Origin of the sequence: Vreelandella arctica (assembly GCF_037070215.1) — a bacterium.
GTDB lineage: Bacteria > Pseudomonadota > Gammaproteobacteria > Pseudomonadales > Halomonadaceae > Vreelandella > Vreelandella arctica.
On record NZ_JBANSN010000021.1, the window covers coordinates 11,432 to 33,345 of the forward strand.

Here is a 21,914-nt window from a genome sequence, read left to right on the forward strand (position 1 = left end):
TCCTTCATGCGGTGGCAGCAGCTTGCGTGTTATCACGACGCCGACGCTGCATCAATACAATCAACCCAAAGAGCAAGAAGGCAGGAATCCACATTAGCTCTTTCGTCCAGCGATCAACGGGGGCCAGAACCTCGATAATTTCTTGATCGAAGTCGAAACCAAGCTCTGCCGCTTGGCTGCCGTAGGTCACCATGTCAACGGTCGCCGTGCCATCCTCGATAAAGAGCTCCATACCCAAGTTATCAAGCCGCTCTTGGCCTGTTTCACCTTCAGGCACCGGCAGGGTCATGTAAGTGGTCATGGGATCGCCATAATCATCAAGACCGGCAATCTGCAAGCGCAGCGTGGAGTCTTCATCGACACTACCCAATGCTTCGACAAATTGCGCGGGCGGGATGGATTCGTAGGGATCATGAATCATGTCCATCCAGAAGCCGGGGCGGAACAGCGTGAACGCAATCAGCAGCAGTACAATAGACTCATACCAACGGTTGCGCGTAATCATGAAGCCCTGGGTCGCCGCGGCGAAGATCAGCATCGCGATGGTCGACACTACAAAGATCAGCACCCCCTGAAGGAAGGTCACATCGATGAGCAGCAGGTCGGTATTAAAGATGAACAGGAAAGGCAGCGCTGCGGTACGAAGGCTGTAATAGAACGCCTGAAAGCCGGTTCGAATAGGGTCACCACCGGATACTGCCGCCGCCGCAAAGGACGCAAGCCCCACCGGCGGGGTAACGTCGGCCATGATGCCGAAATAGAACACAAACAGGTGTACCGCAATCAACGGCACCAGCAAGCCATTTTCAGCGCCCAAGTTAACGATGACCGGCGCCAGTAGTGCCGAGACGACGATGTAGTTAGCCGTTGTAGGTAGCCCCATGCCGAGAATCAAACTAAGCACTGCGGTAAGCAGCAAGATCAGCATCAAGTTGCCCATGGCCAGCGTTTCCACCACCTCGGCTAGCACCAGGCCCACCCCGGTTTGCGAGACGGCACCGACGATAATACCGGCGGTAGCCGTCGCAATGCCGATGCCGATCATGTTGCGGGCACCGGTGACCAGGCCATTCCACAGATCCATCGCACCTTCACGCAGATCCGCACGCATATCGCTGCGTCCGCGAAAAATCGACGTGATCGGGCGCTGAGTAAGAATGATAAAAATCATGAACACAGTGGCCCAGAACGCCGACAACCCTGGCGATAAGCGCTCCACCATCAGACACCAGACCAGCACAATCACCGGCAGGATGTACTGCAAGCCAACCAGCACCGTGGGCTTGGTTTGCGGCAGCGAATAAATCGGTTCGTTAGGATCATCGAGCTCAAGCTCGGGGTAGCCGGCCGCCAGCTTGAGCAGAGCGATATAAATAACCGTAAGCCCAACAGCCACCACCCAGGGCGTCGCCTCACCCAACACCGGCTTGAGCCAGCCAAGACCATAATAGACTGCCAACGCGGTGACCATCATCAGCAGCAGGCCACCAAGAAAACCGATCACTTTATTGACCAGCGGCTTAGGTGGGTTGCTGCTTTGCAGCCCCTTCATATTGGCTTTGAGGGCCTCAAGGTGAACGATATAGACCAGCGCTATATAGGAGATCAGCGCAGGCAGGAAGGCATGCTTAATCACCTCGACATACGAAATGCCCACATACTCGACCATCAAAAAAGCGGCCGCCCCCATCACCGGCGGCATAATCTGTCCATTGACCGATGACGCCACTTCGACAGCCCCCGCCTTTTCAGCGGAAAACCCAACACGCTTCATCATCGGCACCGTAAAGGTACCGGTGGTTACCACGTTAGCAATAGAGGACCCGGAAATCAGACCGGTCATGGCCGACGCCACCACGGCGGCTTTCGCTGGCCCACCGCGATAGTGACCAAGCAGCGAAAACGCCACTTTGATAAAGTAATTGCCAGCGCCCGCCTTATCGAGCAGAGCACCGAACAAAACAAACAGGAATACGAAGCTGGTTGAGACACCCAGCGCAATACCGAAGACCCCTTGAGTTGTTAACCACTGATGATTAATCAAACCAAAGAGACTCACCCCACCATGGGAAAGAATCCCCGGCATCCAAGGGCCAGCCAGGCTATAGAGAAGAAAAACAGACGCCACAATCATTAACGGCGGGCCAAGCGCTCGACGTGTCGCCTCGAGCAACAGCAGTATCCCGGCGATGCCAATAATAACGTCCTGCAGTATCGGTGCGCCGGGGCGTTGCGATAACTGCTCATAAAACATGAACATGTAAGCGCCACAAAAGGCCGCCGCCGCCGCCAGTACCCAATCCTGGATCGGCACACGGTCTCGCGGCGAGCGCTTGAGTGCCGGATAGGCCATATACGCCAGGAACAACGCAAAGGCTAAATGAATAGAGCGGGCTTCCGTGGCACTAAACACGCCAAAGCCCAGAACGAAGGGCACTGGGGATGCAATCCACAATTGAAAAAGGGACCACGCTGCCGCAATGCTTACCAAGAGCTTGCCGGGCATACCGGCCGGTTTGCGGGCTCCCGTGTCGCTGGAGGCGACCATATCCTCCAAGTCTCCTCCGACTCCCGAAGGCCTGTTCTTATCTTCTGTCATATGACTGCCCTTCTCCGAGTCGATTGACGCATCATTGCCATATCGAAATGCCCTATCAACATTCTAAGTGCCTTATCAACATTCTAAGTGCCCTATCAACATTCTAAACCAAAATGCGCGGCACCCTGGGGTAACCGCGCATTTCTTACTAAGGTAGCAACACCTCAGGCTGAAGGATTACTCAATCCAGCCTTGCTCACGGTAGTAACGCGCCGCCCCATCATGCAACGGTGCGGAAAGGCCCTGAGTTACCATCTCTTCTGGAACTAGGTTCTCGAAAGCCGGATGCAGCTGCTTGAAACGATCAAAGTTATCAAAAACCGCTTTTACAGTCTGGTAGATAACTTCTTCGTCAGCTTCAGCAGTGGTGACAAATGTCGCTGCTACACCGAAAGTTTCGACATCTTCGTCATTGCCGCGATACAGACCACCCGGAATAACCGATGCGGAGTAGTACGGGTATTCATCGATGATGCCCTGAATGTCTTCGTCATTCAGCGGAATCAAACGAGCATCAACAGTGGTGGTCGCTTCTTGGATGGAACCATTGGGGTGACCAACGACATACACCATGGCATCGACGTTATTGTCGGAGAGTGCCGCTGCTTGCTCGGCCGCATCAAGCTGAGATGCCAAAGAGAACGTATCTTCGGTCCAGCCCTTGGCGTCCATCACCACTTCCATGGTGTTGCGCTGGCCTGAGCCTGGGTTACCGATATTGACGCGTTTGCCTTCCAAATCATCGAGTGTCTCGATGCCTGAATCAGCACGTGCAAGCAGGGTCAATGGCTCGCCGTGGACACGGAACACAGCCCGCAGGTCCTCATAGGGCTCGCCTTCGAAATTCCCGGTACCATTGTAGGCTTGGTACTGGACATCCGATTGAGCGACACCCATGTCCAATTCGCCGGACTTGATGCCATTGATATTGGCGACAGAACCACCGGTGGAAGGTGCGTTACACTTAATATCAGCGTCTTCAAGACGATTAACCAAACGACAGATCGACTGCCCTACGACGTAGTAAACGCCGGTTTGGCCACCGGTGCCGATGGTGATGAATTGTTCGTCGTCCTGTGCCATCGCCGGAGAGGCGAAAGCAGCGGCGGCCAGTAGCGCACCGGAGAAAGCAGCGGTAGAAAACGTATGGCGTTTCATGAACACACCTCTTTATATTGATGTTATGAGCACTACACGCTTTGGGCTCACCTAGTGAATTGTTCCCATAGGTGATTCTGCTCCAAAACGTTTTTCAAGACATTCTATTTTCAAGGCAAACTGTTTTTAAGACAATCTGTTACAAGCACCCGTTGGATGCCTGCTAATACTACTTTAGCGAAAAACTAAGCCTTTAGCGAAAAAAGCGTGCTTAACGACATGCCGCAGTACCTATCGCTATTTAAAACGCATTTCAGCTTGGTAGATAGTAGTTTAGTGGTTGGTAACGTTTAGTAAGCGTTAATCCCTATACCGTTTTGGCATAGGGGATAAGGATATGCACTGCTTGTTAGACATGAGCAATGCCTTATGGTCACTAATTTCTGAGCCCACATCAAACGTTATAGCCCAACACGGTAGGCAGCCACAGCGCGATAGCGGGGAAAATAGCCACCAGCGCCAGCGCACACCCCATTGCCACCACAAACAGCAGCGCCCAGCCGAGCGTTTGCTCCAAACGAATTTTGGCCACCTCGGTCGTCACCATCAAATTCACCGCCACCGGCGGGGTAAACTGGCCAATAGCAATGTTCATTGCCAATAGAATGCCGAACCACACCGGGTTCCATTCAAAGTGCTGCATCACGGGTATCAAGATCGGCATCATAATCAGATAAATCGAGATCGCATCCAGCAGCATCCCGGCGACCAGCACCGCCAACATCACCAGAATAAGCAGCAGCACGCCGTTATCGGTCAGGCTAATGATCCACTCCGCCAAGTGGCGGAAGGTGCCCAGCATGGTGCCCGCCCAGGCAAAAATTCCGGCCAGCGCGATAATCAGCATCACCACCCCCGAGATAATCGCCGCCTCGCCTAACAGTTCCCACAAATCGCGTAGCGACAGTTCGCGAGTAAGAAAAAGCCCGACAATCGCGCCATAGGCCACCGCCACCACGGCGGCTTCAGTGGGTGTAAACAAGCCTGAACGCAAGCCGCCTAAAATCAGCACCGGCGCAAACAGCGCCGGTATCGCCTGTTTAAAAGTGGTGCGCACACTGAGCTGTTCAGCACCCTCTACCGGCGTGCCGCCCTCCCAACCATAGCGTTTGGAAACGATCATGGCAGGCACCAGCAGTGCTATCCCCGCCAACATGCCAGGAAACAGCCCCGCCGCAAACAGCGCCCGCAAATCAACACCGGGCACCACAATCGAGTAAAGAATCAGTGCCACTGAAGGCGGTATAAGAATCGCCGTCGAGGCTGAGGCCGCAATCAGCGTGGCCGAAAACGGCTTGGGGTAGCCCGCTTTGGTCATGCTGGGCAGCATCACCATCGCCACGGCCGCCGCATCGGCAGGGCCAGAGCCGCTCATGCCGCCCATAATCATACATACCAATACTGCGACCAGCGCCAAGCCGCCGTGGCGAGGGCCAATCAGCGCCTGGGCAAAACGCACCAAGCGAAGCGCCACACCGGAACGCTCAAAGATAAGCCCGGTTAAAATGAATAACGGAATCGCAATCAAGGGGTACTTGGCGATGCTGTTATAGGTATTAGTGCCCAGGGTCGCCAGCATATCCGGAGACAAGCCAAGCACGATACCGACAGCCCCGGAAAGCGCTAATGAAAACGCCACCGGCACACCCGCAATCAGCAAGCCTGCAAAGGCCAGAATCATCCAAACATCAGGGCTCATCGGTGAGCCTCCCCGTCAAACGGTCAGCGGTTTGCTGGAACAAGCGCCATAACATGGCCGCGGAAAGCACTGGCAACCAGACTAAATACCACCACTGAGGTAACCCCAGCCCCGGCGAAAGCGACTCCCACTGGTACTCCTGCCAAGCCAACTTGCCGCCATACCAAGTGATCAAACCCAGCACAATGGCAACGCACAGCGTTTGAAAAAGGATTAAGGCACGGCGGTATTTAGGCGGCAACGCACGCTCCAGAAAGCCAATACGGATATGGCGATTGCGCCGCAACGCCACCGAGGCCCCGGCAAACGTCAGCACTACCAACAAAAACACCGAAAACTCCTCCGTAAATGAAAAAGAGCCACCGGTCAGATAGCGGGTAATGACATTACCCAGGCTGATCAATGAGATAATGATTAACGCCAGCGCGCCCAGCCAGCGCTCGGGGCGTGCATCAGGAAAGCCTTTCATGGCAGCCTCACAGCAAAAAACTCCCAGCCTTGAGGGCCGGGAGTTAGAACAACATAGGTAATTAACGTGCGTCGATAGCCGTTTGTGCGGCGTTGACCACTTCTTCACCAATGCGCGGCGCCCATTTCTCATAAACGGACTGTGTCGCATCGACAAACGCCTGGTACTGCTCATCAGAAAGCTCGGTCACCGTCACACCGCGCTCTTGAATCGCCGCTAAGCGTTCGCTCTCCTCTTCACGGGTCATGGCGATTTCCCACTCACCAGCTTCCTTGGCGGTTTCACGCAGCATGGTTTGCTGCTCTTCATCGAGCGACTGCCAAACCTGCTGGTTAACGGCAAAAATCAGCGGATCATTCATGTAGTTCCAGAGTGTTAAATGCTCTTGGCCCACTTGATCAATACGCGCCACGTCAAACACCGAAAGCGGGTTTTCCTGGCCATCTACCGCACCAGTCGTTAACGCTGGCTGAGCATCGGTCCAGCTCATTTGGGTGGGATCGGCGCCCAGTGCTGAGAACGTATCCTGGAACAACGGCGAACCCACCACACGAATCTTCAGACCATCCAAGTCATCCGGCTGGCTGATTGGCCCGCGCGAATTGGAAACCTGGCGGAAACCGTTTTCACCCCAGGCTAACGGGATAACCCCACGTGATTCGATTGCTTCAAACACTAGCCCCCCCGCTTCACCACCGGTGACCGCATCCACGGCGGCTTCATCGGGAATGAAAAACGGTAAGGAGAACAAATTGAGTTCCGGCACCTGGGGCGACCAGTTAATCGTCGAGCCCACAGCAGCGTCGATTAGACCAGAACGCATAGCGGAAAATTCGCGGGTTTGGTCGCCGGAAACCAGTTGAGAGTTGGGGTAAACGCGCAGCGTGAGTTCACCACCGCTGCGTTCCTCGACCAATTCTGCCCACTTCTCCGCCGCCTGACCCCAGGGGAAAGCGTCAGACAAAACGGTAGAAACCGAGAGTTCACGAGCTTGTGCTGATAGAGAAGCGGAAAGCAGTGCCGCACCGGCCAAGCCGGCAGTGAAACGAGCCATTGAGCGTGTAAGCGTCATAGTAGATCCTTTTTTATCGATTTTTATGGTGACTTTATTAGGAGGTCTATCACTGTATCGCCTAAATAACGGTGCGCATTGCGTGCATGTTGGCGATAAGCACTCCATTGTAGGTATTCTTGAGGGGAAGGAAAGCCATTCTATCGGCTATTAATGACCGACTTTCGGCGTGTATCACAGCGGTGTGACGCTACTACCACCGCCGCCGTCATAGAAACGTCACGTATCCGTGTGGGCCAATCGGTTAGACTAAAACAGTTACCAATCAAGGAGTTTCCCATGCAGATGCTGGCGCTTTACAGTATCAAGGGCGGCGTGGGCAAGACCGCCTCCGCCGTCAATCTCGCCGCTGAAGCGGCACGCGACGGCAAGCGAGTGTTGCTGTGGGATATTGACCCCCAGGCAGCCACCACCTTCTACCTGCGCAGCAAACCCAAAGTGCGCGGTGGTGTCGACAAACTGGTCAAGGGCAAGGCCGACCTTGATCGGGCGATCCGCGAGACCGACATTGAAGGGCTCGACCTGCTGCCTGCGGCGCTGGGCTCACGCGACCTGGAAGCGTCGATGGAAACCCGCAAGCCTAGTCGACTGCGCAAGATCCTCAAGCCAGTAATGACCAGTTACGACCTGGTGATACTCGACTGCCCGCCGAGCTTGTCGGCGCTCGCCGACCAGATATTCTCCAGCGTCGATGCCCTACTGGTGCCGGTGGTGCCGACGACCCTGTCTTTGCGCACCCTCGAGCAACTGGACACTCACCTGGACGCGGTCGAGCAGGCTTGCCCAATCTGGCCGTTCGTAACCCTCGCCGACCGCCGCAAAACCCTCCACCGCGAGGTGATGGAGAGTCTCAGCGAGCGCTGGCCGAGGCGCTTGTCCACGACCGTGCCAAACGCTAGTGCGGTCGAGCGCATGGGTGTCGAACGCGCGCCGGTCGGGCATTTCGCCCGCAGCAGTCCAGGCGGTCGCGCCTACGCTGCACTGTGGCGAGAGATCGCGCAGCGTATGCAATGACGCTCGTTTTCATCTAGCAAAAAACATCAATGAACGGACATCAATGTGCCCCTACGCGACCTGCTGCTTGGCCTATTTGTTATCGTCATTTGGGCGCTGAATATCATTGTGATCAAGGTCGGTGTGGTGGAGTTGCCGCCGCTGTTGATGACCACGCTGCGCTTTATGCTGGTCGCGGTGCTGCTGGTGCCCTTCTACCCGGTAGCGCGGGCACAGCTGCCGTTTTTGCTGCTGTTATCCATCACCTTCGGCAGTCTCCACTTTGCCCTGCTATTTATTGGCTTGGGGCAGGCCGAAGCAGGCACTGGGGCGCTGTTGGTACAAATGGGTACGCCTTTTGCGACGCTGCTAGCCGTGGTATTTCTTAAAGAGAAGCTGGGACCCAAACGTATCGCGGGGCTGCTACTCTCGTTTGCCGGAGTGATCGTGCTCGCCGGAGGGCCCACACTGCCTTCGCCTCTGCCGCTCAGTATTTTATTGATGAGCGCTCTCGGTTGGGCGGTATCGCAGCTATTGATTAAACGCGGCCCACCCATCGCCCCCTTAGCGCTTGCAGGTTGGGTGGCGCTATTTGCAGTGCCCCAGGTAGCGCTGGGCTCGTGGCTGTTTGAAAGCGGTCAGTGGCAGGCGATGCGGCAGGCAAGCTGGGTAGGCTGGGGGGCGATGGTGTACACCGCGGTCATGTCATCGATTGTGGCTTACGGGATTTGGTACGCGCTGTTGCGCCGCCATCCGGTTAATCGCGTAGTACCCATGACGCTGCTCGTACCGGTATTGGCGGTCGGCCTAGGCGCGCTATTGATGGGCGACAGCCTAGGCTTTCATAAACTGGTGGGCGGTGGCTTAGTAGTCGCGGGTATCGCTCTGATTGTGCTGAAGTTTCGCCGCAACCCTCGCCCCGCTTAATTCGCAGGTTGGCAGAAACCGGCTTCTTCAGGGATAGACACACAGTCACCTACTTTGATGCCGCGCTCGGCAAAGTAGCCGCCATTAACCTCTAGCGCTGAATGATACGTCGCACCCGCTGGATAAGAGGGGCACTCACTCGGCGAAGTAGATTCGCAGGGCTGCATGGTGTTGATCGCCACGATATGGCCATTCGCATCGATAAAAGCAATGTCGAGAGGAATCAACGTGTTATACATCCAAAAGGCATTGTTGGCCGATTGCTCATTCTCAAAACGAAATAGCATGCCCTGCGCTTTCGGCAGGCTCTCACGCCCCATCAATCCGCGCTGTCGCTGAGAGGATGTTTCTGCCACCTCGACCTCTAAACGGTGCGGCCCGCCCTCGCTATGAATAGCCAGCGCCAGCGTCTGCATCTCTTTCGTTGCCTGCCCCCAGGCAAACGAGCTGAGTAACGACATCGGCAACAGCGCCGCCAGCGGTAACAGTAACGATGCTTTAAGCAGCGTGCGACGCGTGTGATCCATGCTTACTTCCTTTTGTCATGCGCATCTGCGCGAACTCGGTGGCCTGGCAACAGGTGTATTCCTGCCGCCAGCAGTGAAACATTCACCACTGCCCCGCGGGTTAACTGATTGCGACGTGCAGCATGGGTGGCAATGTCGAAACGTAACATATCACCGTGGTCAACGCTTAAGGAAACTGACGTAATGCCACCCAACACCACTACCTCACTGACCGTGGCAGCCAGCGGGTTTTCCCGCTCGCCTTGCGAAGGCCGATCACGACGGTGAAGCACAATATCGGAAGGCGGCAAATACCAGGCCACGGTCTCTCCCAGTGGCAGGTTGGTAAGTCCTTCAGCGACTTCCAGGTAAGTTTTCCCCCACTGCAGGCGACGCTGGCCTTCTAACTCTACGACGGTGCCTTCAAAGAGATTATGGCGGTCCAGCAAGCGTGCTACTAGCGGCGTGGCTGGGCGACTGAACAGCACCTCGGGCGAACCCTGCTGAAGGCTTACGCCGTTATGCAACACGCAGATTTGATCCGCCAGTGCCGTGGCTTCTTCCAGGTCATGCGTTACCAGCACGATGGGAATCTCGATTTGCTGGCGGAGCAGTGCCAGTTCGCGCTGCAAACGCCGACGGGTCACTTGATCCACCGCTGAAAACGGTTCATCGAGCAACAGCACTTTCGGATCGCGGGCCAAGGCGCGGGCTAGCGCGACACGCTGGCGTTGCCCACCGGAAAGCGCGTTGGGGTAGCGCTTGCCCAGCCCGTCTAAACGCACCTTGGCCAGCCACTGTTCCGCTTGTTCTCGGCGCTGAGGTTGAGGCAGATGACGCAGCGGCAGTTGAATATTTTCTAACGCGGTTAAGTGGGGAAACAGCGCATAGTCCTGAAACACCATGCCGACTTGCCGACGCTGGGGCGGAAGTGAATGCTTACGTTCAGCATCAAACCAAACGTCGCCAGCGCATTCCACACGCCCATTTTGAGGGCGATAAAGCCCGGCAATAGTCCGCAGCAGAGTGGTTTTCCCGCTGCCCGACGGCCCTACCAGCGCCAGCAGTTCGCCGGGTTGGCAGATAAACTCGGCGGCCAGCGGAATCGGCCCCGTTTGGTGGACCGCCACGCCTAGTCCTTCGATCGGCCCGGTGATGCGCGAATTAGCCACGTACCCACCGCCTGCGCCCGGCCAGTCCATAGACAAGCCCCAAGGTAATAAACGACACCAACAGCAACAGCGCCGACATCTGTGCCGCGCCCTGTTCGTCAAAGGCTTGAACGCGATCATAGATGGCAATGGCAAGGGTGCGGGTTTCGCCATCAATAGCGCCCCCCACCATCAAGATGACGCCGAATTCGCCCAGCGTATGGGCAAACGTTAGCGCTGCCGCGGACATAATGCCTGGCCATACCAAGGGCAGTTCGATACGCAGCAGCGTTTGCCAGGGGCTCAAGCCGCTGCACCAGGCCGCTTCTCGTAGGTTGTGGGGCACATGTTCAAAGGCGCGCTGAATGGGCTGCACGGCAAACGGCAGATTGGCGATCAGTGAGGCCAGTAATATGCCTGTGAAGGTAAAATTCAGCCCGCTGCCGGTCATTTCTGCCCAAAACGAACCCACCGGCGCATCGCGGCCAAAGCTCAACAGCAGATAAAAGCCCAGTACGGTAGGCGGCAGTACCAGCGGGAGGGCAATCAGCGCTTCGCATAGACCTTTGCCCCGGAAACGCGCGTAGGCCAGGGCGCGGCCTAGCCAAATAGCGATGGGGATAAGTAGTAAGCAGGTAAAGCCTGCAAGGCGTAGCGAGACTGAGAGTGCCGACCAATCCATTAAGAGCCATCCATTATTCAACGCTAAAACCGTAGCGGCGCAAGATGGATTGCCCTTCGTCTTGCTGTAACCAGTGATAAAAATTACTGGCCACTTCTCCCGCCTGATTAGTCAACACCATGCGTTGTCGAAGCGAGCTATGCCAGCCCTCAGGGATGAGTGCGTACTCACTTCGCTCACTAAGCGCAGGCGCTAAGGCCAAGGAATAAGCCACCAGACCACCGCGCGCATCGTCGGAAAGCGCAAACTGCGCCGCTTGTGAGACATTTTCGCCCAGCACTCGCAGCGGCTCGGTTTGCTGCCAAAGCCCAGCGTGCTCAAGCGCCTGCTGCGCCGCCACGCCATAAGGCGCGTGCTCAGGATTCGCCAGGGCGATACGTTCCGTAGTTCCTTGTGCTTCCAGCGCGGCCTCTACCCCAGTAAGCGGCGCATCAGCACTGGGCAAATCACCGCGCCCGGCGCGCTGCAGCCACACTAACCGACCAATGGCGTAAATAACGCCCTCGTCTTGGGTGTGGCCCTCTTTATAAAGCGCCTGAACATAACGCTCATCAGCAGAAAGATACAGTTCGAAAGGTGCGCCTTGGGCGATTTGGCGACGGAAGTTGCCCGACGAACCAAAGTTTAGCCGCAGCGCGTGGCCTGTTTCTTGTTGAAACTGCTCCGCGGCCTCCGTCAGCGCAAACTGCAGATCAGAGGCCGCCGCCACAATAGGAGGTCCCCCCGCTGCTGCGGGGGAACCTGTTAATAGCAAGCAGACCAGCAGCAGCCCGCGAGCTACATTAGCTGTTGCTAGGCTCAGCATGCTGATCGGTAATCTCCATCACCTTCATGGTATTGGTACCGCCATGAGCGTTCATATGGTCGCCGCGGGTAAGGATCACGTGATCCCCTGCCTTGGAGATACCGGTCTTCACCAGCAGTTCCAGCGCACGGTCGTTTAGCTCGGTGGGTGTCATATCAGAGGTATCGAACGGCAGCGAAACGACCCCACGGTAGAGTGCCATGCGGCGCTGAGCGATGGGGTTATGCGCCAAGCCAACAATCGGCAGGCCGGAACGAATGCGCGACGCGATCAATGGCGTATAGCCAGATGAGGTCATGCAGGCAATGGCTGTGACGCCGGTCATGTGGTTGGCCGCGTACATAGCGGAAAGCGCAATGGTTTCGTCTGGGCGGGTAAAGCCTTCATGAATGCGGTGGCCGGATTCCTGGGCAGATTTCTCCCGCTCAGCGCCCAGGCAAACACGCGACATCGCTTCGACGGTTTCCAAGGGATAGTCACCCGCGGCGGTTTCCGCTGAGAGCATGACCGCATCGCTGCCATCCAATACCGCGTTAGCGACGTCAAAGACTTCGGCACGCGTAGGTAGCGGCGCTGAAATCATGCTTTCCATCATCTGTGTGGCAGTAATGACAGCACGGTTGAGCGAGCGGGCGCGCTTGATCATGCGTTTCTGAACGCCCACCAGCTTAGCATCGCCAATTTCCACACCTAGATCGCCGCGCGCCACCATGACTGCTTCAGACGCTTCGATAATGCCGTCCAGGGTGGCGTCATCAGCGACCGCTTCAGCGCGCTCGACCTTGGCGACTAGGCCAATTCCCTTACCCGCTTCGCCCAGTAAACGGCGTGCTTCCAGCATGTCTTCGGCATGACGAGGGAAGGAAATGGCTAGATAGTCGACGCCAATATCAACAGCGGTTTTGAGGTCTTCCTTGTCTTTCTCGGTCAACGCCGGGGCGGAGAGGCCGCCGCCCTGCTTGTTGATGCCTTTATGGTTGGAGAGCTTGCCGCCCACAACCACGGTGGTATGAACCTGTTGTCCTTCAACGCGAGCCACATCCAGCACCAAACGTCCGTCATCTAGCAGCAGGCGGTCACCGGCGACCACATCTTGTGACAAGGTTTTATAGTCACAACCCACTTGGTGGATATCACCGGCATCGCCGTCGAGTTCCATATCGAGAATGAACGGCTGGCCTTCTTTAAGCACTACGGAGCCATCTCTAAACCGTGCAATGCGGATCTTGGGGCCTTGGAGGTCGCCTAGAGCCGCTACGCTGCGGCCCAGTTTGGCGGCAATTTCACGCACCTCGGTTAACCGGCGGCGGTGATCATCGGCGGTACCGTGAGAGAAATTAAGACGCACCACATCAACACCCGCCTTGAGCATGGCCTCCAATACGCCTTCACGGTCGCTGGCAGGCCCAAGGGTGGCGACAATTTTGGTACGACGGATCGTAGAGAAGTGCAGTGCGTTCATAATATTCCAACCATGCTAATGAGCGTGTAGTGACTTTGTTTAATAACACTAGCTTATCAGTTTAACGCGTTCTATATGACAGCCCTGCAACACGAAATGTACGTATTATTCCAACATAACGGTCATTGCCAGGGGAAACTCATCGCAGTTATTGCCATCGCCGCCCCGATCCACCACCAAGAACTCGCCCTCACGTTCTAGCACTGACTGGATGGCGTGCCAAGTGCCTGCACAGTAATTCACGCCTTGGCGGCCATCGGTCACAAAAGCACGCACTTCGTCAGGATTGATATGTTCCCCGGGCGGCGCCACTACAACGATAAAACGTTCCTGATGCAGCGGCATAAACGCTTGGCTGCCCTGGGGGTGACGCTCTAGAAACGTTAGCTCCAGCGGTAGTGTAATCGGCTGGCTCACGAAGATATTAATCAGCGTGCGGGCGTTATCGCCCAAGGTTTCTACCTTAGCCAGATCATGGTGACGCTGGGTGCGCCCGGCGTTAATAGGAAACGACGCGGAAGTACGCGCATCCATCACATCGCCAAAAGGAGAGAAGGCTTCAGCCGTTAGCGGCTCGGCTTTTAGTTCTAGCATAGAGTTATCCTTGAAAGCTGCCCTTGAGATATATCTCAGTCGAGGGTAGGCCTACGAGGAGGCGCTGTGAACCCATCCGTGGGCGCTACCGACGCCATCCTTGGCGTAGGACCTCCTCTTCGGCCTGCCCTCGCCTTTTTATCGTGCATTTAGGCGAAGAGAAGCATGACGATTAACATCTTTATACAACAAATAACGGAACGGCCCTGGGCCAGCGGCGTAGCAAGCCTGGGGGCAGAAGGCGCGTAGCCACATAAAGTCCCCCGCTTCCACCTCGACCCAATTTTGATTCAGGTGATAAACGGCCTTGCCTTCAAGCACGTACAGGCCGTGCTCCATGACATGGGTTTCATCAAAGGGGATCACGCCGCCGGGCTGAAAGGTCACGATATTGACGTGCATATCGTGGCGAACGTCCGCCGGGTCGACAAAACGCGTGGTAGCCCAGCGCCCTTCGGTGCCCGGCATCTCGATCGGCGCAATATCCTGCTCATTGGTGACAAACGCCTTTGGCACCTCAAGCCCTTCCACAAACTCGTACGCCTTGCGTACCCAGTGGAAACGCACCGGCGCGTTAGATTCGTTTCGCACCTGCCAGTTACTACCAGGGGGAATAAACGCATAGCCGCCGGGCTGCATAACGTGGTGCTCGCCTGACAAAGTAAGCGTTAACTCACCTTCCACAATAAACAGCACGCCTTCCGCCTGGGGGTCTGGCTCGGGCTTATCACTACCACCCTGGGGCTGGACTTCCATAATGTACTGGGAGAACGTCTCGGCAAACCCCGACAGCGGCCGCGCCAGCACCCACAACCGGGTGCTTTCCCAAAACGGTAGGTTGCTGGTGACGATATCGCGCATCACCCCTTTAGGAATCAGCGCGTATGCTTCAGTGAATACCGCACGGTCAGCGGTTATTTGGGTTTGCGGCGGGTGCCCGCCGGTAGGGGCGTAGTAGTTAGCTGGCATTTTTTAACCTATATAACGTAGTAAAAACAGGCGATATATGTCTTGTATACAAGATTAGCGAAGCACAATAAAGCAATCTTTAGCAAAGACCTTGTGAAACACTCCTCCCAATAGTAATTTCTTTAGAAACTTTCGTTTCATAATTCCAAGATCATACGAGCATGTCCAAAACAGCAACCTCAACGCGGCATGACGTCCGCTCACCGTTGCTCAGGTCGGCTACTTATAACAAACGCGAGGCATAGCATGACCCAACAAACTCCCTCTTCGCCGGATAGCCGAGCGCCGAAAAAAAGCTGGTGCAGAATCCCGGATATTTACGTGGTGCTGTTCATATTTATCGGCCTGGCCGCGATAGCAACGCATTTTGTACCTGCCGGGCAGTTCGAGCGTGTTCCGGGCCCGAACGGACGAATCACTATTGACCCCACCACTTATGAGCAGATCGCTTCTTCCCCGGTTGGTCTCGTCGATTTCATGCTGGCGATCCCGAATGGCTTGATGAGTGCCGGGGAAGTCGTCTTTTTTACCTTTATGATCGGCGGTATGTTCATGGTGCTAAGGCGCACCGGCATTATTGAAATAGGTGTGGATAAGTTAACGCGCCGCTTTGCGCAAAAGAGCCTGCTCACTATCCCCGTGCTGATGACGGTGTTTGCCCTCATCGCAACCGTTATCGGCACCCAAGAGTTAGCCCTGGTCTATGTGCCGGTCATCTTGCCGTTGATGATTGCCTTGCGCTTTGATTCCGTCACCGCCGCGGCGGTGGCCCTCTGCGCCACCACGGTTGGATTCACAACGGGCGTGCTCAACCCCATCAATACGGGGCTAGGCCAGCAACTCTCAGATCTGCCTCTCTATTCCGGTTATGGCCTGCGCATCATGGCGTTTGTAGTAATGCTGGCCGCGGCCATTTTCTTCGTTATGCGCTACGCCCGCAGTGTGCGCCAGACACCGGCTCTTAGCCTGATGAGCAGCGACGCCACCGAGTCTGAAAAGCGCTCGCTTTATCAGCATGCTGACAATAGCTCAGCCTTAATCGCCACTGCTCGCCAGAAGCTGGCGGCCATCGCCACCTTCGCTTTCTTCGCGGTACTCGTTTATGGCGTACTGCAGCAAGGCTGGTTCATGATGGAAATGGCGGGCCTGTTTATCATCATGGGCATCGTAGTGGGCCTTATTGCGGGCCTCGATACCGACGAAATATGTTCAGGCTTCAACCAGGGCTTCCGCGACGTATTGGTCGGGGCCATGATCGCCGGCGTCGCAAGGGGCGTTGCCGTGATGCTGGAAGATGGCCAGATCATGGACACGCTGGTGTTCGGGCTCGGCAACCTCGTCGGTGGCTTACCCACCCTGCTTTCGGCAATTGGCATGTTCTTCGCTCAGCTAGGTTTTAACTTCATCGTCCCTTCCGGCAGTGGCCAGGCCCTGGTGACGATGCCGCTGATGGCCCCGCTTTCCGACATTATCGGCGTTACTCGTCAAACGTCGGTGCTGGCTTTCCAGCTGGGTGATGGCATCGGCAATATCTTCTACCCAACCTCGGGCTACTTCATGGCGACCCTGGCGCTGGCGGGCGTGCCGTGGCAAAAGTGGGTCAAATTCTTCTTCCCACTTTTTTGCGTCTGGATCGTGATTGCCCTGGGCTTTCTTATTTTCGCCCAGGCAACGCAGTGGACCGGCTAGAAGTGGATCGACTAGAGCACTGCTGAAATAAACTGCTTCAACTCAGGCGTTTGTGGGTTGCTGAACAGTTCGCTGGGGGCGCCCTCTTCGTGGATGCGCCCCTGGTGCATAAACACCACGCGGTCGGCCACATCACGGGCAAAGCTCATCTCGTGGGTGACCAGAATGAGCGTCATGCCCTCGGCCGCCAGCGCTTCCAGTACGCGCAGCACTTCTCCGACCAGTTCTGGGTCGAGCGCTGAAGTCACCTCATCGCACAGCATCACTTTAGGGCGCATGGCCAGCGCCCGAGCGATGGCGACCCGCTGCTGCTGCCCACCAGAGAGCTGCGCCGGGTAAGCATCGTATTTGTCTGAGAGGCCGACTTTCTCAAGCACTTCGCGGGCAATTTTATCGACGTCAGCCTTCTCTTCACCACGCACTACCAGCGGCGCCAAGCAGACGTTTTCACCCACGGTTTTATGGGGAAACAGGTTAAAGCTTTGGAAGACCATGCCGACGTTTTCACTCAGCTCTTTGGGCGACATTGACGCCGCATCCAGCTGCTTATCGGCAATGGTAATCTGGCCGCTGTCATGTTTTTCCAGCTGATTCAGACAACGCAGCAGGGTGCTTTTACCCGAGCCGCTGCGACCAATAATCGCCACCACTTCGCCTTGCGCAACCGAAAGGTTAATACCTTTAAGCACTTCCAGGTCGCCAAAGGCTTTATGAACGTTATCAACGTAAACCAGCGTCATAGAGCTTTTTCTCCAGATAGCGCGCGTAGCAGGAAAGTGGGTAGCACAGCGCGAAGTAAAGCAGAGCCACAAGGGCGAAGATGGTGAAGGGTTCGAAGGTGGCGTTATTAAGCATGGTGCCCGCCTTGGTCAGCTCGACAAAGCCAATGATAGAGGCCAGAGCCGTGCCTTTGATGACCTGCACCGAGAACCCCACCGTGGGCGGAATCGAAAGCCGCAGCGCCTGAGGCAAAATCACATGGCGCATGGTCTGGAAGTAGTTCATCCCTAACACCCGCGATGCGTGCCACTGCCCTTTGGCCACCGCCTCTAAACAGCCGCGCCAGATGTCACATAGGAAAGCACTGGTGAACAGCGTTAGTGCGATGGAAGCCGCCAGCCAGGCAGAGATAGGGCGCCCCATGGCGGCGGCGCCGAAGAAGATCAAGAACAGCTGCATCAATAGCGGCGTGCCTTGGAACAGGTCGACATAAAGAGACGTTAAGCGCTGCAGCCAGCGGTTGCTGGAGAGACGCATAAAGGTCAACAGCAACCCCACCGTCGCACCGCCCACAAAGGCAATCAGCGACAGCACAATCGTCCAGCGGGTTGCCAGCAGCAGGTTGCGTAAAATGTCCCATAAGGTGAACTCAATCATCGTTGCTCTCCTTGCTGATAGGCGAATACGCGCTTACCCACCAGCATAAAGCTGCGCCGCATACCGAAGGCGAGGAGCAAATAGACCAGCGTAATCAGCAGGTAGACTTCAAAGCTGCGGAAGTTGCGTGACTGGATAAAGTTGGCGGCATAGGTCAGATCGAAAACCGAAATCTGCGACACCACCGCCGACCCCAGCATCACGATGATCGACTGACTAATGAGCGCGGGGTAAACGCGCGCAAAAGCAGGCACTAACACCACATGGCGATAACTTTGCAGCGTGGTCATACCCAATGCCCGCCCGGCTTCCAACTGCCCTTTCGCCGTGGCGCTGATACCGGCACGTAGAATCTCGGCGCTGTAAGCGGCCAGGTTGAGCGTCATGGCAATAAACGCTGCAGTAATGGCATCAATTTTGATGCCGAGCCCCGGTAGCCCGAAGAAGATAAAGAACAGTTGCACAATGAAGGGTGTGTTGCGGGTGACTTCGACGTAGCCGCCTAGCCCCCAGCGCACCCATGGCTGCGCATTCACGCGTAAATATGCTACCGCCACTGCCAGCGACAATCCCGTTAAGGTCGTCACCACGGTCAAAATGACCGTGGTGGTAAATCCTTTGAGAAGCTCACTGACGTAGGGCAACAGGGTAAGAAAATCGAGTGTTGGCCCCATGTCGCCCCTCAGCTACCGAAGTTTTCAGGTAGGTCGGCACTGAACCAACGCTGGGACAGCTCATTCAAGGTGCCATCTTCCAGGCCCTGGGCGATCAGGCGATTCACTTCTTCCATCAACGCAGGCTCATTTTTATTCATTCCTACATAGCAGGGTGAATCTTTGAGCTGATAAATCAGCGAGGGCGCACGGTCACTGTTTCGCTCGGCAATCTCAGCGGCGACGACGTTACCGGTGGCGACGTAATCGACCTGGCCGGAAAGAAACGCAGAAATGGTAGTGGCGTTATCTTCAAAGCGCTGCACCGTCGTGGAGTCCGGGGCAATATTGGAAAGCTCCATATCTTCCACGGCGCCGCGGGTTACCCCGACGGTTTTATCGGCCAAGCCTTCTGGGCCTTCCACGCTTTCATCTTCATCAGCGCTGAACACGCCTAGGAAGAACGGTGCGTAGGCATCAGAAAAATCAATCGCCGCTTCGCGCTCAGGATTTTTACCCAGGCTGGAGATCACCAGATCCGCCTGGCCGGTCTGCAAATAGGGAATACGGTTAGCGCTGGTGACGGGGATAATTTCCAGCTCCACGCCCATTTCGTCAGCGAGGTATTGGGCCATATCAATATCGTAGCCCCGAGGCTGCAGGTCGGTGCCTACCGAGCCAAACGGCGGGAAGTCTTGCGGGACAGCCACCCGGATAGTGCCGCGTGATTCGATATCTTCTAGCGCATCCGCCTGAACATTTGGGCTAGTAGTAATAGCGCCGAGGACAACAGCGGCACTCAACCCTGTAGCTAAAATGCCGGACTGCAAGCGCTTAAAGCGGCTCGAAAAAGAGTGATTGAAGCGGTGGGATAGCGATTTCATAAAGATCTCCTGGCAGGCGCATGCTCTGCAAAATCTGGGTTTTGCTAGAGACGCATCGCTGAATAATTAGCAGTGGTGGTCTTGGCGATGGAAGCAAAGCGAATGAAAGCTTTGTTGCATTATTTCTAACAAAGAAACTTTCGTTTCACTTGACCAGCTAATAGCAACAGCGATACCAGAAGTGGCTAACGTTTTTCAGAACAGCAGCTTAGAGAGCATCAAGAACCAAAATGCAGTGACTGACGCATTGAAAAGAAGGGATAAAAGGAGAGTGATGCAACGAGTTGGTGCAGTTTTCAGCGGCCAATACGCTGAGGTGCACCATGAAGAGACTCCAGCTACTGAGCGCTCCAATCCACGCTCATGGTGGGCGCTTCCAACTCACTAAGCTCAGCGTAAACATCGCTGATGGCGCTGATGCGCTCTCGACCTTCTGCAAGACGACGATGCAGAACGCCGTTGGCAATCAGGCAGATCAGGCTATTGGCAGCGGCGTAGCTATCGAAGGCGGAGAGGCTTTCCAGCGGCGTTTCAAAAAACCACGTTACCTGTGAGGCGAAATTGACCGCGGTGGGGTCAGCCAGTAAGGCTACCTTGGCAGGTGAGCGCTCAAGTGCATCGATTAGCGAAGCAAAGGCCGCTGGACGGCGGCGAAAACCAAACAGCACCACCACATCCTGCTCGGTCAGATCGACGATCTCTTCCGCTAACGATTGGTTTGGGTGAGGAACCACCCGCACCTGGGTGCGCGCCTGAATCAACTGCTGGCGAAAATGCAGCGCTAGCGGGTAGCTGTTACGAAAACCGATTACGACCACATGACGCGCGCTATCCAACCGCTCTACCAGCGCAGCAAATTGATCCGCCGCAATGCCGTTCAAGCAGCGCTGCAGATTATCCTGCTCCCGCTGCAAATGACGCTGGAACGGCGCGCCGGCCTCTTCCTGCATGGCGTTAGCGTCGATCACCAAAGGCACGCCCAGGTTACGTAGCTGCCGGGCGTGGTCTTTAACGGTGCGGTAGCTCTCGAACCCCAAGCGCTTGAACAAGCGGCTGACCGTCGATTTGGATACCCCGGTCAAGCGCGCCAAATCAGCGGCACTGTATACCGCTAGATCATCAAAATGATCAAGAATAAAGCTCGCCACCCGCTGCTCTTGAGCAGTTAGCGCGTCAAACTGGGCAGTAATTCGCTGTCCGATATGCGGCGTCATGGCATCCTATTAAGCTGCTTTATTAACGAGTTGCCGGGTGATGTTCCGCCCAGTGACGGGCGATATCGACCCGGCGGGCCACCCAAACGCGGTCGTGGGTTTCGATATAATCCAAAAAGCGCTGCAGCGCGCGAAAACGCCCCGGGCGCCCCAACAAACGACAGTGCATGCCCACCGAGAGCATTTTGGGCGCCTCCTCCCCTTCTGCGTAAAGTACATCAAAGGCATCGCGCAGGTAGGTAAAGAAGTGATCCGCGGTGTTGAAACCTTGCGGCGCGGCGAAGCGCATATCGTTACTGTCCAACGTGTAGGGCACAATCAGATGGTTGTGGTCACTGCCCTGACTATCGGTCACCTGCGTCCAAAAAGGCAAGTCGTCGCCGTAGTAGTCGCTATCGTAAAGGAAACCGCCTTCGTCCAGTACTAGCCGCCGGGTATTGGGGCTATCGCGGCCGGTGTACCAACCTTCGGGCTTTTCACCGTAAAGACGCTGAAAAATTTCCATGGCCTGCTGTAGATGCTCCCGCTCAACATGCTCGGGCACTTCCTGATAGTGAATCCAGCGGTAGCCGTGGCAGGCAATCTCGTGGCCCAGCTCTTTAAAGGCCAGAGCCACATCCGGGTTGCGCTCCAGCGCCATGGCAACGCCAAACACGGTGAGCGGTAGGTCGCGTTTCTCAAACTCGCGCAGAATGCGCCACACCCCGGCGCGGGAGCCATATTCGTAGATCGACTCCATACTCAAGTGGCGATCTGGATAAGCCGGTGCACCGATGATTTCCGACAGAAACTGCTCCGAGCCGGTATCGCCATGCAGCACGCTATTTTCGCCGCCTTCTTCGTAATTAAGCACGAACTGGACGGCAATTTTGGCTTTATTGGGCCAATTGGCGTGAGGCGGATTGCGTCCGTAACCGATCAAATCGCGTGGGTAATGCACCTTGGATGAGGACGACATGGTTAGCTCCTTCAGTCATATTTCTGACCAGCACTGATTAGCTTCTATTCGAT

Annotated in this window: 21 protein-coding genes; 3 read left to right on the top strand and 18 right to left on the bottom strand. The window is 55.9% G+C overall.

Going from position 1 to position 21,914, the window contains the following annotated elements; translation table 11 throughout:
* Positions 1-4: 4 nt before the first annotated feature.
* The 5 genes from V8L70_RS16315 to V8L70_RS16335 form a co-directional block, all read right to left on the bottom strand.
* On the bottom strand, positions 5-2,599 hold the full coding sequence (locus V8L70_RS16315; protein ID WP_101147490.1) for a TRAP transporter permease: 2,595 nt from the start codon (positions 2,597-2,599) through the stop codon (positions 5-7).
* Positions 2,600-2,776: 177 nt separating this feature from the next.
* The gene (locus tag V8L70_RS16320; protein WP_008956019.1) at positions 2,777-3,757 is read right to left on the bottom strand and encodes a TAXI family TRAP transporter solute-binding subunit; all 981 of its coding nucleotides are present in this window, start codon (positions 3,755-3,757) and stop codon (positions 2,777-2,779) included.
* Between the two features lie 394 nt (positions 3,758-4,151).
* Complete coding sequence (locus V8L70_RS16325; RefSeq protein ID WP_101147491.1) at positions 4,152-5,456, bottom strand: TRAP transporter large permease; 1,305 nt, start codon at positions 5,454-5,456, stop codon at positions 4,152-4,154.
* Entirely contained in the window at positions 5,446-5,925 is a 480-nt protein-coding gene (locus V8L70_RS16330; RefSeq protein ID WP_101147492.1) for a TRAP transporter small permease, read from the bottom strand. Before V8L70_RS16330 ends, V8L70_RS16325 begins: the two co-directional genes overlap by 11 nt.
* 61 nt (positions 5,926-5,986) lie before the next feature.
* Complete coding sequence (locus V8L70_RS16335; protein WP_101147493.1) at positions 5,987-6,997, bottom strand: DctP family TRAP transporter solute-binding subunit; 1,011 nt, start codon at positions 6,995-6,997, stop codon at positions 5,987-5,989.
* A 279-nt stretch (positions 6,998-7,276) separates the two neighbouring features.
* Here V8L70_RS16335 and V8L70_RS16340 point away from each other — a divergent pair, with 279 nt between their 5' ends.
* Together V8L70_RS16340 and V8L70_RS16345 are read left to right on the top strand one after the other, a co-directional pair.
* The gene (locus tag V8L70_RS16340; protein ID WP_101147494.1) at positions 7,277-8,011 is read left to right on the top strand and encodes a ParA family protein; all 735 of its coding nucleotides are present in this window, start codon (positions 7,277-7,279) and stop codon (positions 8,009-8,011) included.
* 45 nt (positions 8,012-8,056) lie between these two features.
* Entirely contained in the window at positions 8,057-8,917 is an 861-nt protein-coding gene (locus V8L70_RS16345; RefSeq protein WP_101147495.1) for a DMT family transporter, read from the top strand.
* Here V8L70_RS16345 and V8L70_RS16350 read toward each other — a convergent pair.
* From V8L70_RS16350 to V8L70_RS16380, 7 genes are all read right to left on the bottom strand, one after another.
* A complete protein-coding gene (locus V8L70_RS16350; protein ID WP_101147496.1) occupies positions 8,914-9,444 on the bottom strand; it encodes a DUF192 domain-containing protein in 531 nt (176 codons plus the stop codon). The genes V8L70_RS16345 and V8L70_RS16350 overlap by 4 nt on opposite strands.
* 2 nt (positions 9,445-9,446) lie before the next feature.
* The gene (locus tag V8L70_RS16355; RefSeq protein ID WP_101147497.1) at positions 9,447-10,625 is read right to left on the bottom strand and encodes an ABC transporter ATP-binding protein; all 1,179 of its coding nucleotides are present in this window, start codon (positions 10,623-10,625) and stop codon (positions 9,447-9,449) included.
* Complete coding sequence (gene modB / locus V8L70_RS16360) at positions 10,588-11,256, bottom strand: molybdate ABC transporter permease subunit (RefSeq protein ID WP_008956011.1); 669 nt, start codon at positions 11,254-11,256, stop codon at positions 10,588-10,590. The genes V8L70_RS16355 and modB overlap by 38 nt, the downstream gene beginning before the upstream one ends.
* A 13-nt stretch (positions 11,257-11,269) precedes the next feature.
* Positions 11,270-12,061 (bottom strand): molybdate ABC transporter substrate-binding protein, encoded by a 792-nt coding sequence (modA, locus tag V8L70_RS16365; RefSeq protein ID WP_101147498.1) that lies wholly within the window; start codon positions 12,059-12,061, stop codon positions 11,270-11,272.
* Positions 12,039-13,523 carry a pyruvate kinase gene (gene pyk, locus V8L70_RS16370; RefSeq protein WP_336270173.1) on the bottom strand — a complete coding sequence of 495 codons (1,485 nt, stop codon included), beginning with the start codon at positions 13,521-13,523 and terminating at the stop codon, positions 12,039-12,041. The genes modA and pyk overlap by 23 nt, the downstream gene beginning before the upstream one ends.
* A 105-nt stretch (positions 13,524-13,628) precedes the next feature.
* Positions 13,629-14,117, bottom strand: coding sequence for an ureidoglycolate lyase (locus V8L70_RS16375; protein ID WP_101147500.1), 489 nt, complete (start codon positions 14,115-14,117; stop codon positions 13,629-13,631).
* A gap of 138 nt (positions 14,118-14,255) precedes the next feature.
* Positions 14,256-15,086 carry a bifunctional allantoicase/(S)-ureidoglycine aminohydrolase gene (locus V8L70_RS16380; RefSeq protein WP_101147501.1) on the bottom strand — a complete coding sequence of 277 codons (831 nt, stop codon included), beginning with the start codon at positions 15,084-15,086 and terminating at the stop codon, positions 14,256-14,258.
* 246 nt (positions 15,087-15,332) lie between these two features.
* On the opposite strand from V8L70_RS16380, the gene V8L70_RS16385 reads away from it, so the two are divergent.
* Positions 15,333-16,775, top strand: coding sequence for a YfcC family protein (locus V8L70_RS16385; protein ID WP_101147502.1), 1,443 nt, complete (start codon positions 15,333-15,335; stop codon positions 16,773-16,775).
* A gap of 11 nt (positions 16,776-16,786) precedes the next feature.
* On the opposite strand, the gene V8L70_RS16390 is transcribed toward V8L70_RS16385, so the two are convergent.
* From V8L70_RS16390 to puuE, 6 genes are all read right to left on the bottom strand, one after another.
* On the bottom strand, positions 16,787-17,515 hold the full coding sequence (locus V8L70_RS16390; RefSeq protein ID WP_101147503.1) for an amino acid ABC transporter ATP-binding protein: 729 nt from the start codon (positions 17,513-17,515) through the stop codon (positions 16,787-16,789).
* Positions 17,496-18,152 (bottom strand): amino acid ABC transporter permease, encoded by a 657-nt coding sequence (locus V8L70_RS16395; protein ID WP_101147504.1) that lies wholly within the window; start codon positions 18,150-18,152, stop codon positions 17,496-17,498. Before V8L70_RS16395 ends, V8L70_RS16390 begins: the two co-directional genes overlap by 20 nt.
* Positions 18,149-18,826, bottom strand: a complete 678-nt coding sequence (locus V8L70_RS16400; protein ID WP_101147505.1) for an amino acid ABC transporter permease — start codon at positions 18,824-18,826, stop codon at positions 18,149-18,151. The genes V8L70_RS16395 and V8L70_RS16400 overlap by 4 nt, the downstream gene beginning before the upstream one ends.
* An 8-nt stretch (positions 18,827-18,834) precedes the next feature.
* Positions 18,835-19,689: a transporter substrate-binding domain-containing protein gene (locus V8L70_RS16405; protein ID WP_198556126.1), complete on the bottom strand. Its 855-nt coding sequence runs from the start codon at positions 19,687-19,689 to the stop codon at positions 18,835-18,837.
* Between the two features lie 338 nt (positions 19,690-20,027).
* Positions 20,028-20,903: a MurR/RpiR family transcriptional regulator gene (locus V8L70_RS16410; protein WP_101147506.1), complete on the bottom strand. Its 876-nt coding sequence runs from the start codon at positions 20,901-20,903 to the stop codon at positions 20,028-20,030.
* Positions 20,904-20,925: 22 nt separating this feature from the next.
* A complete protein-coding gene (gene puuE, locus V8L70_RS16415; RefSeq protein ID WP_101147507.1) occupies positions 20,926-21,861 on the bottom strand; it encodes an allantoinase PuuE in 936 nt (311 codons plus the stop codon).
* Positions 21,862-21,914: the final 53 nt, after the last annotated feature.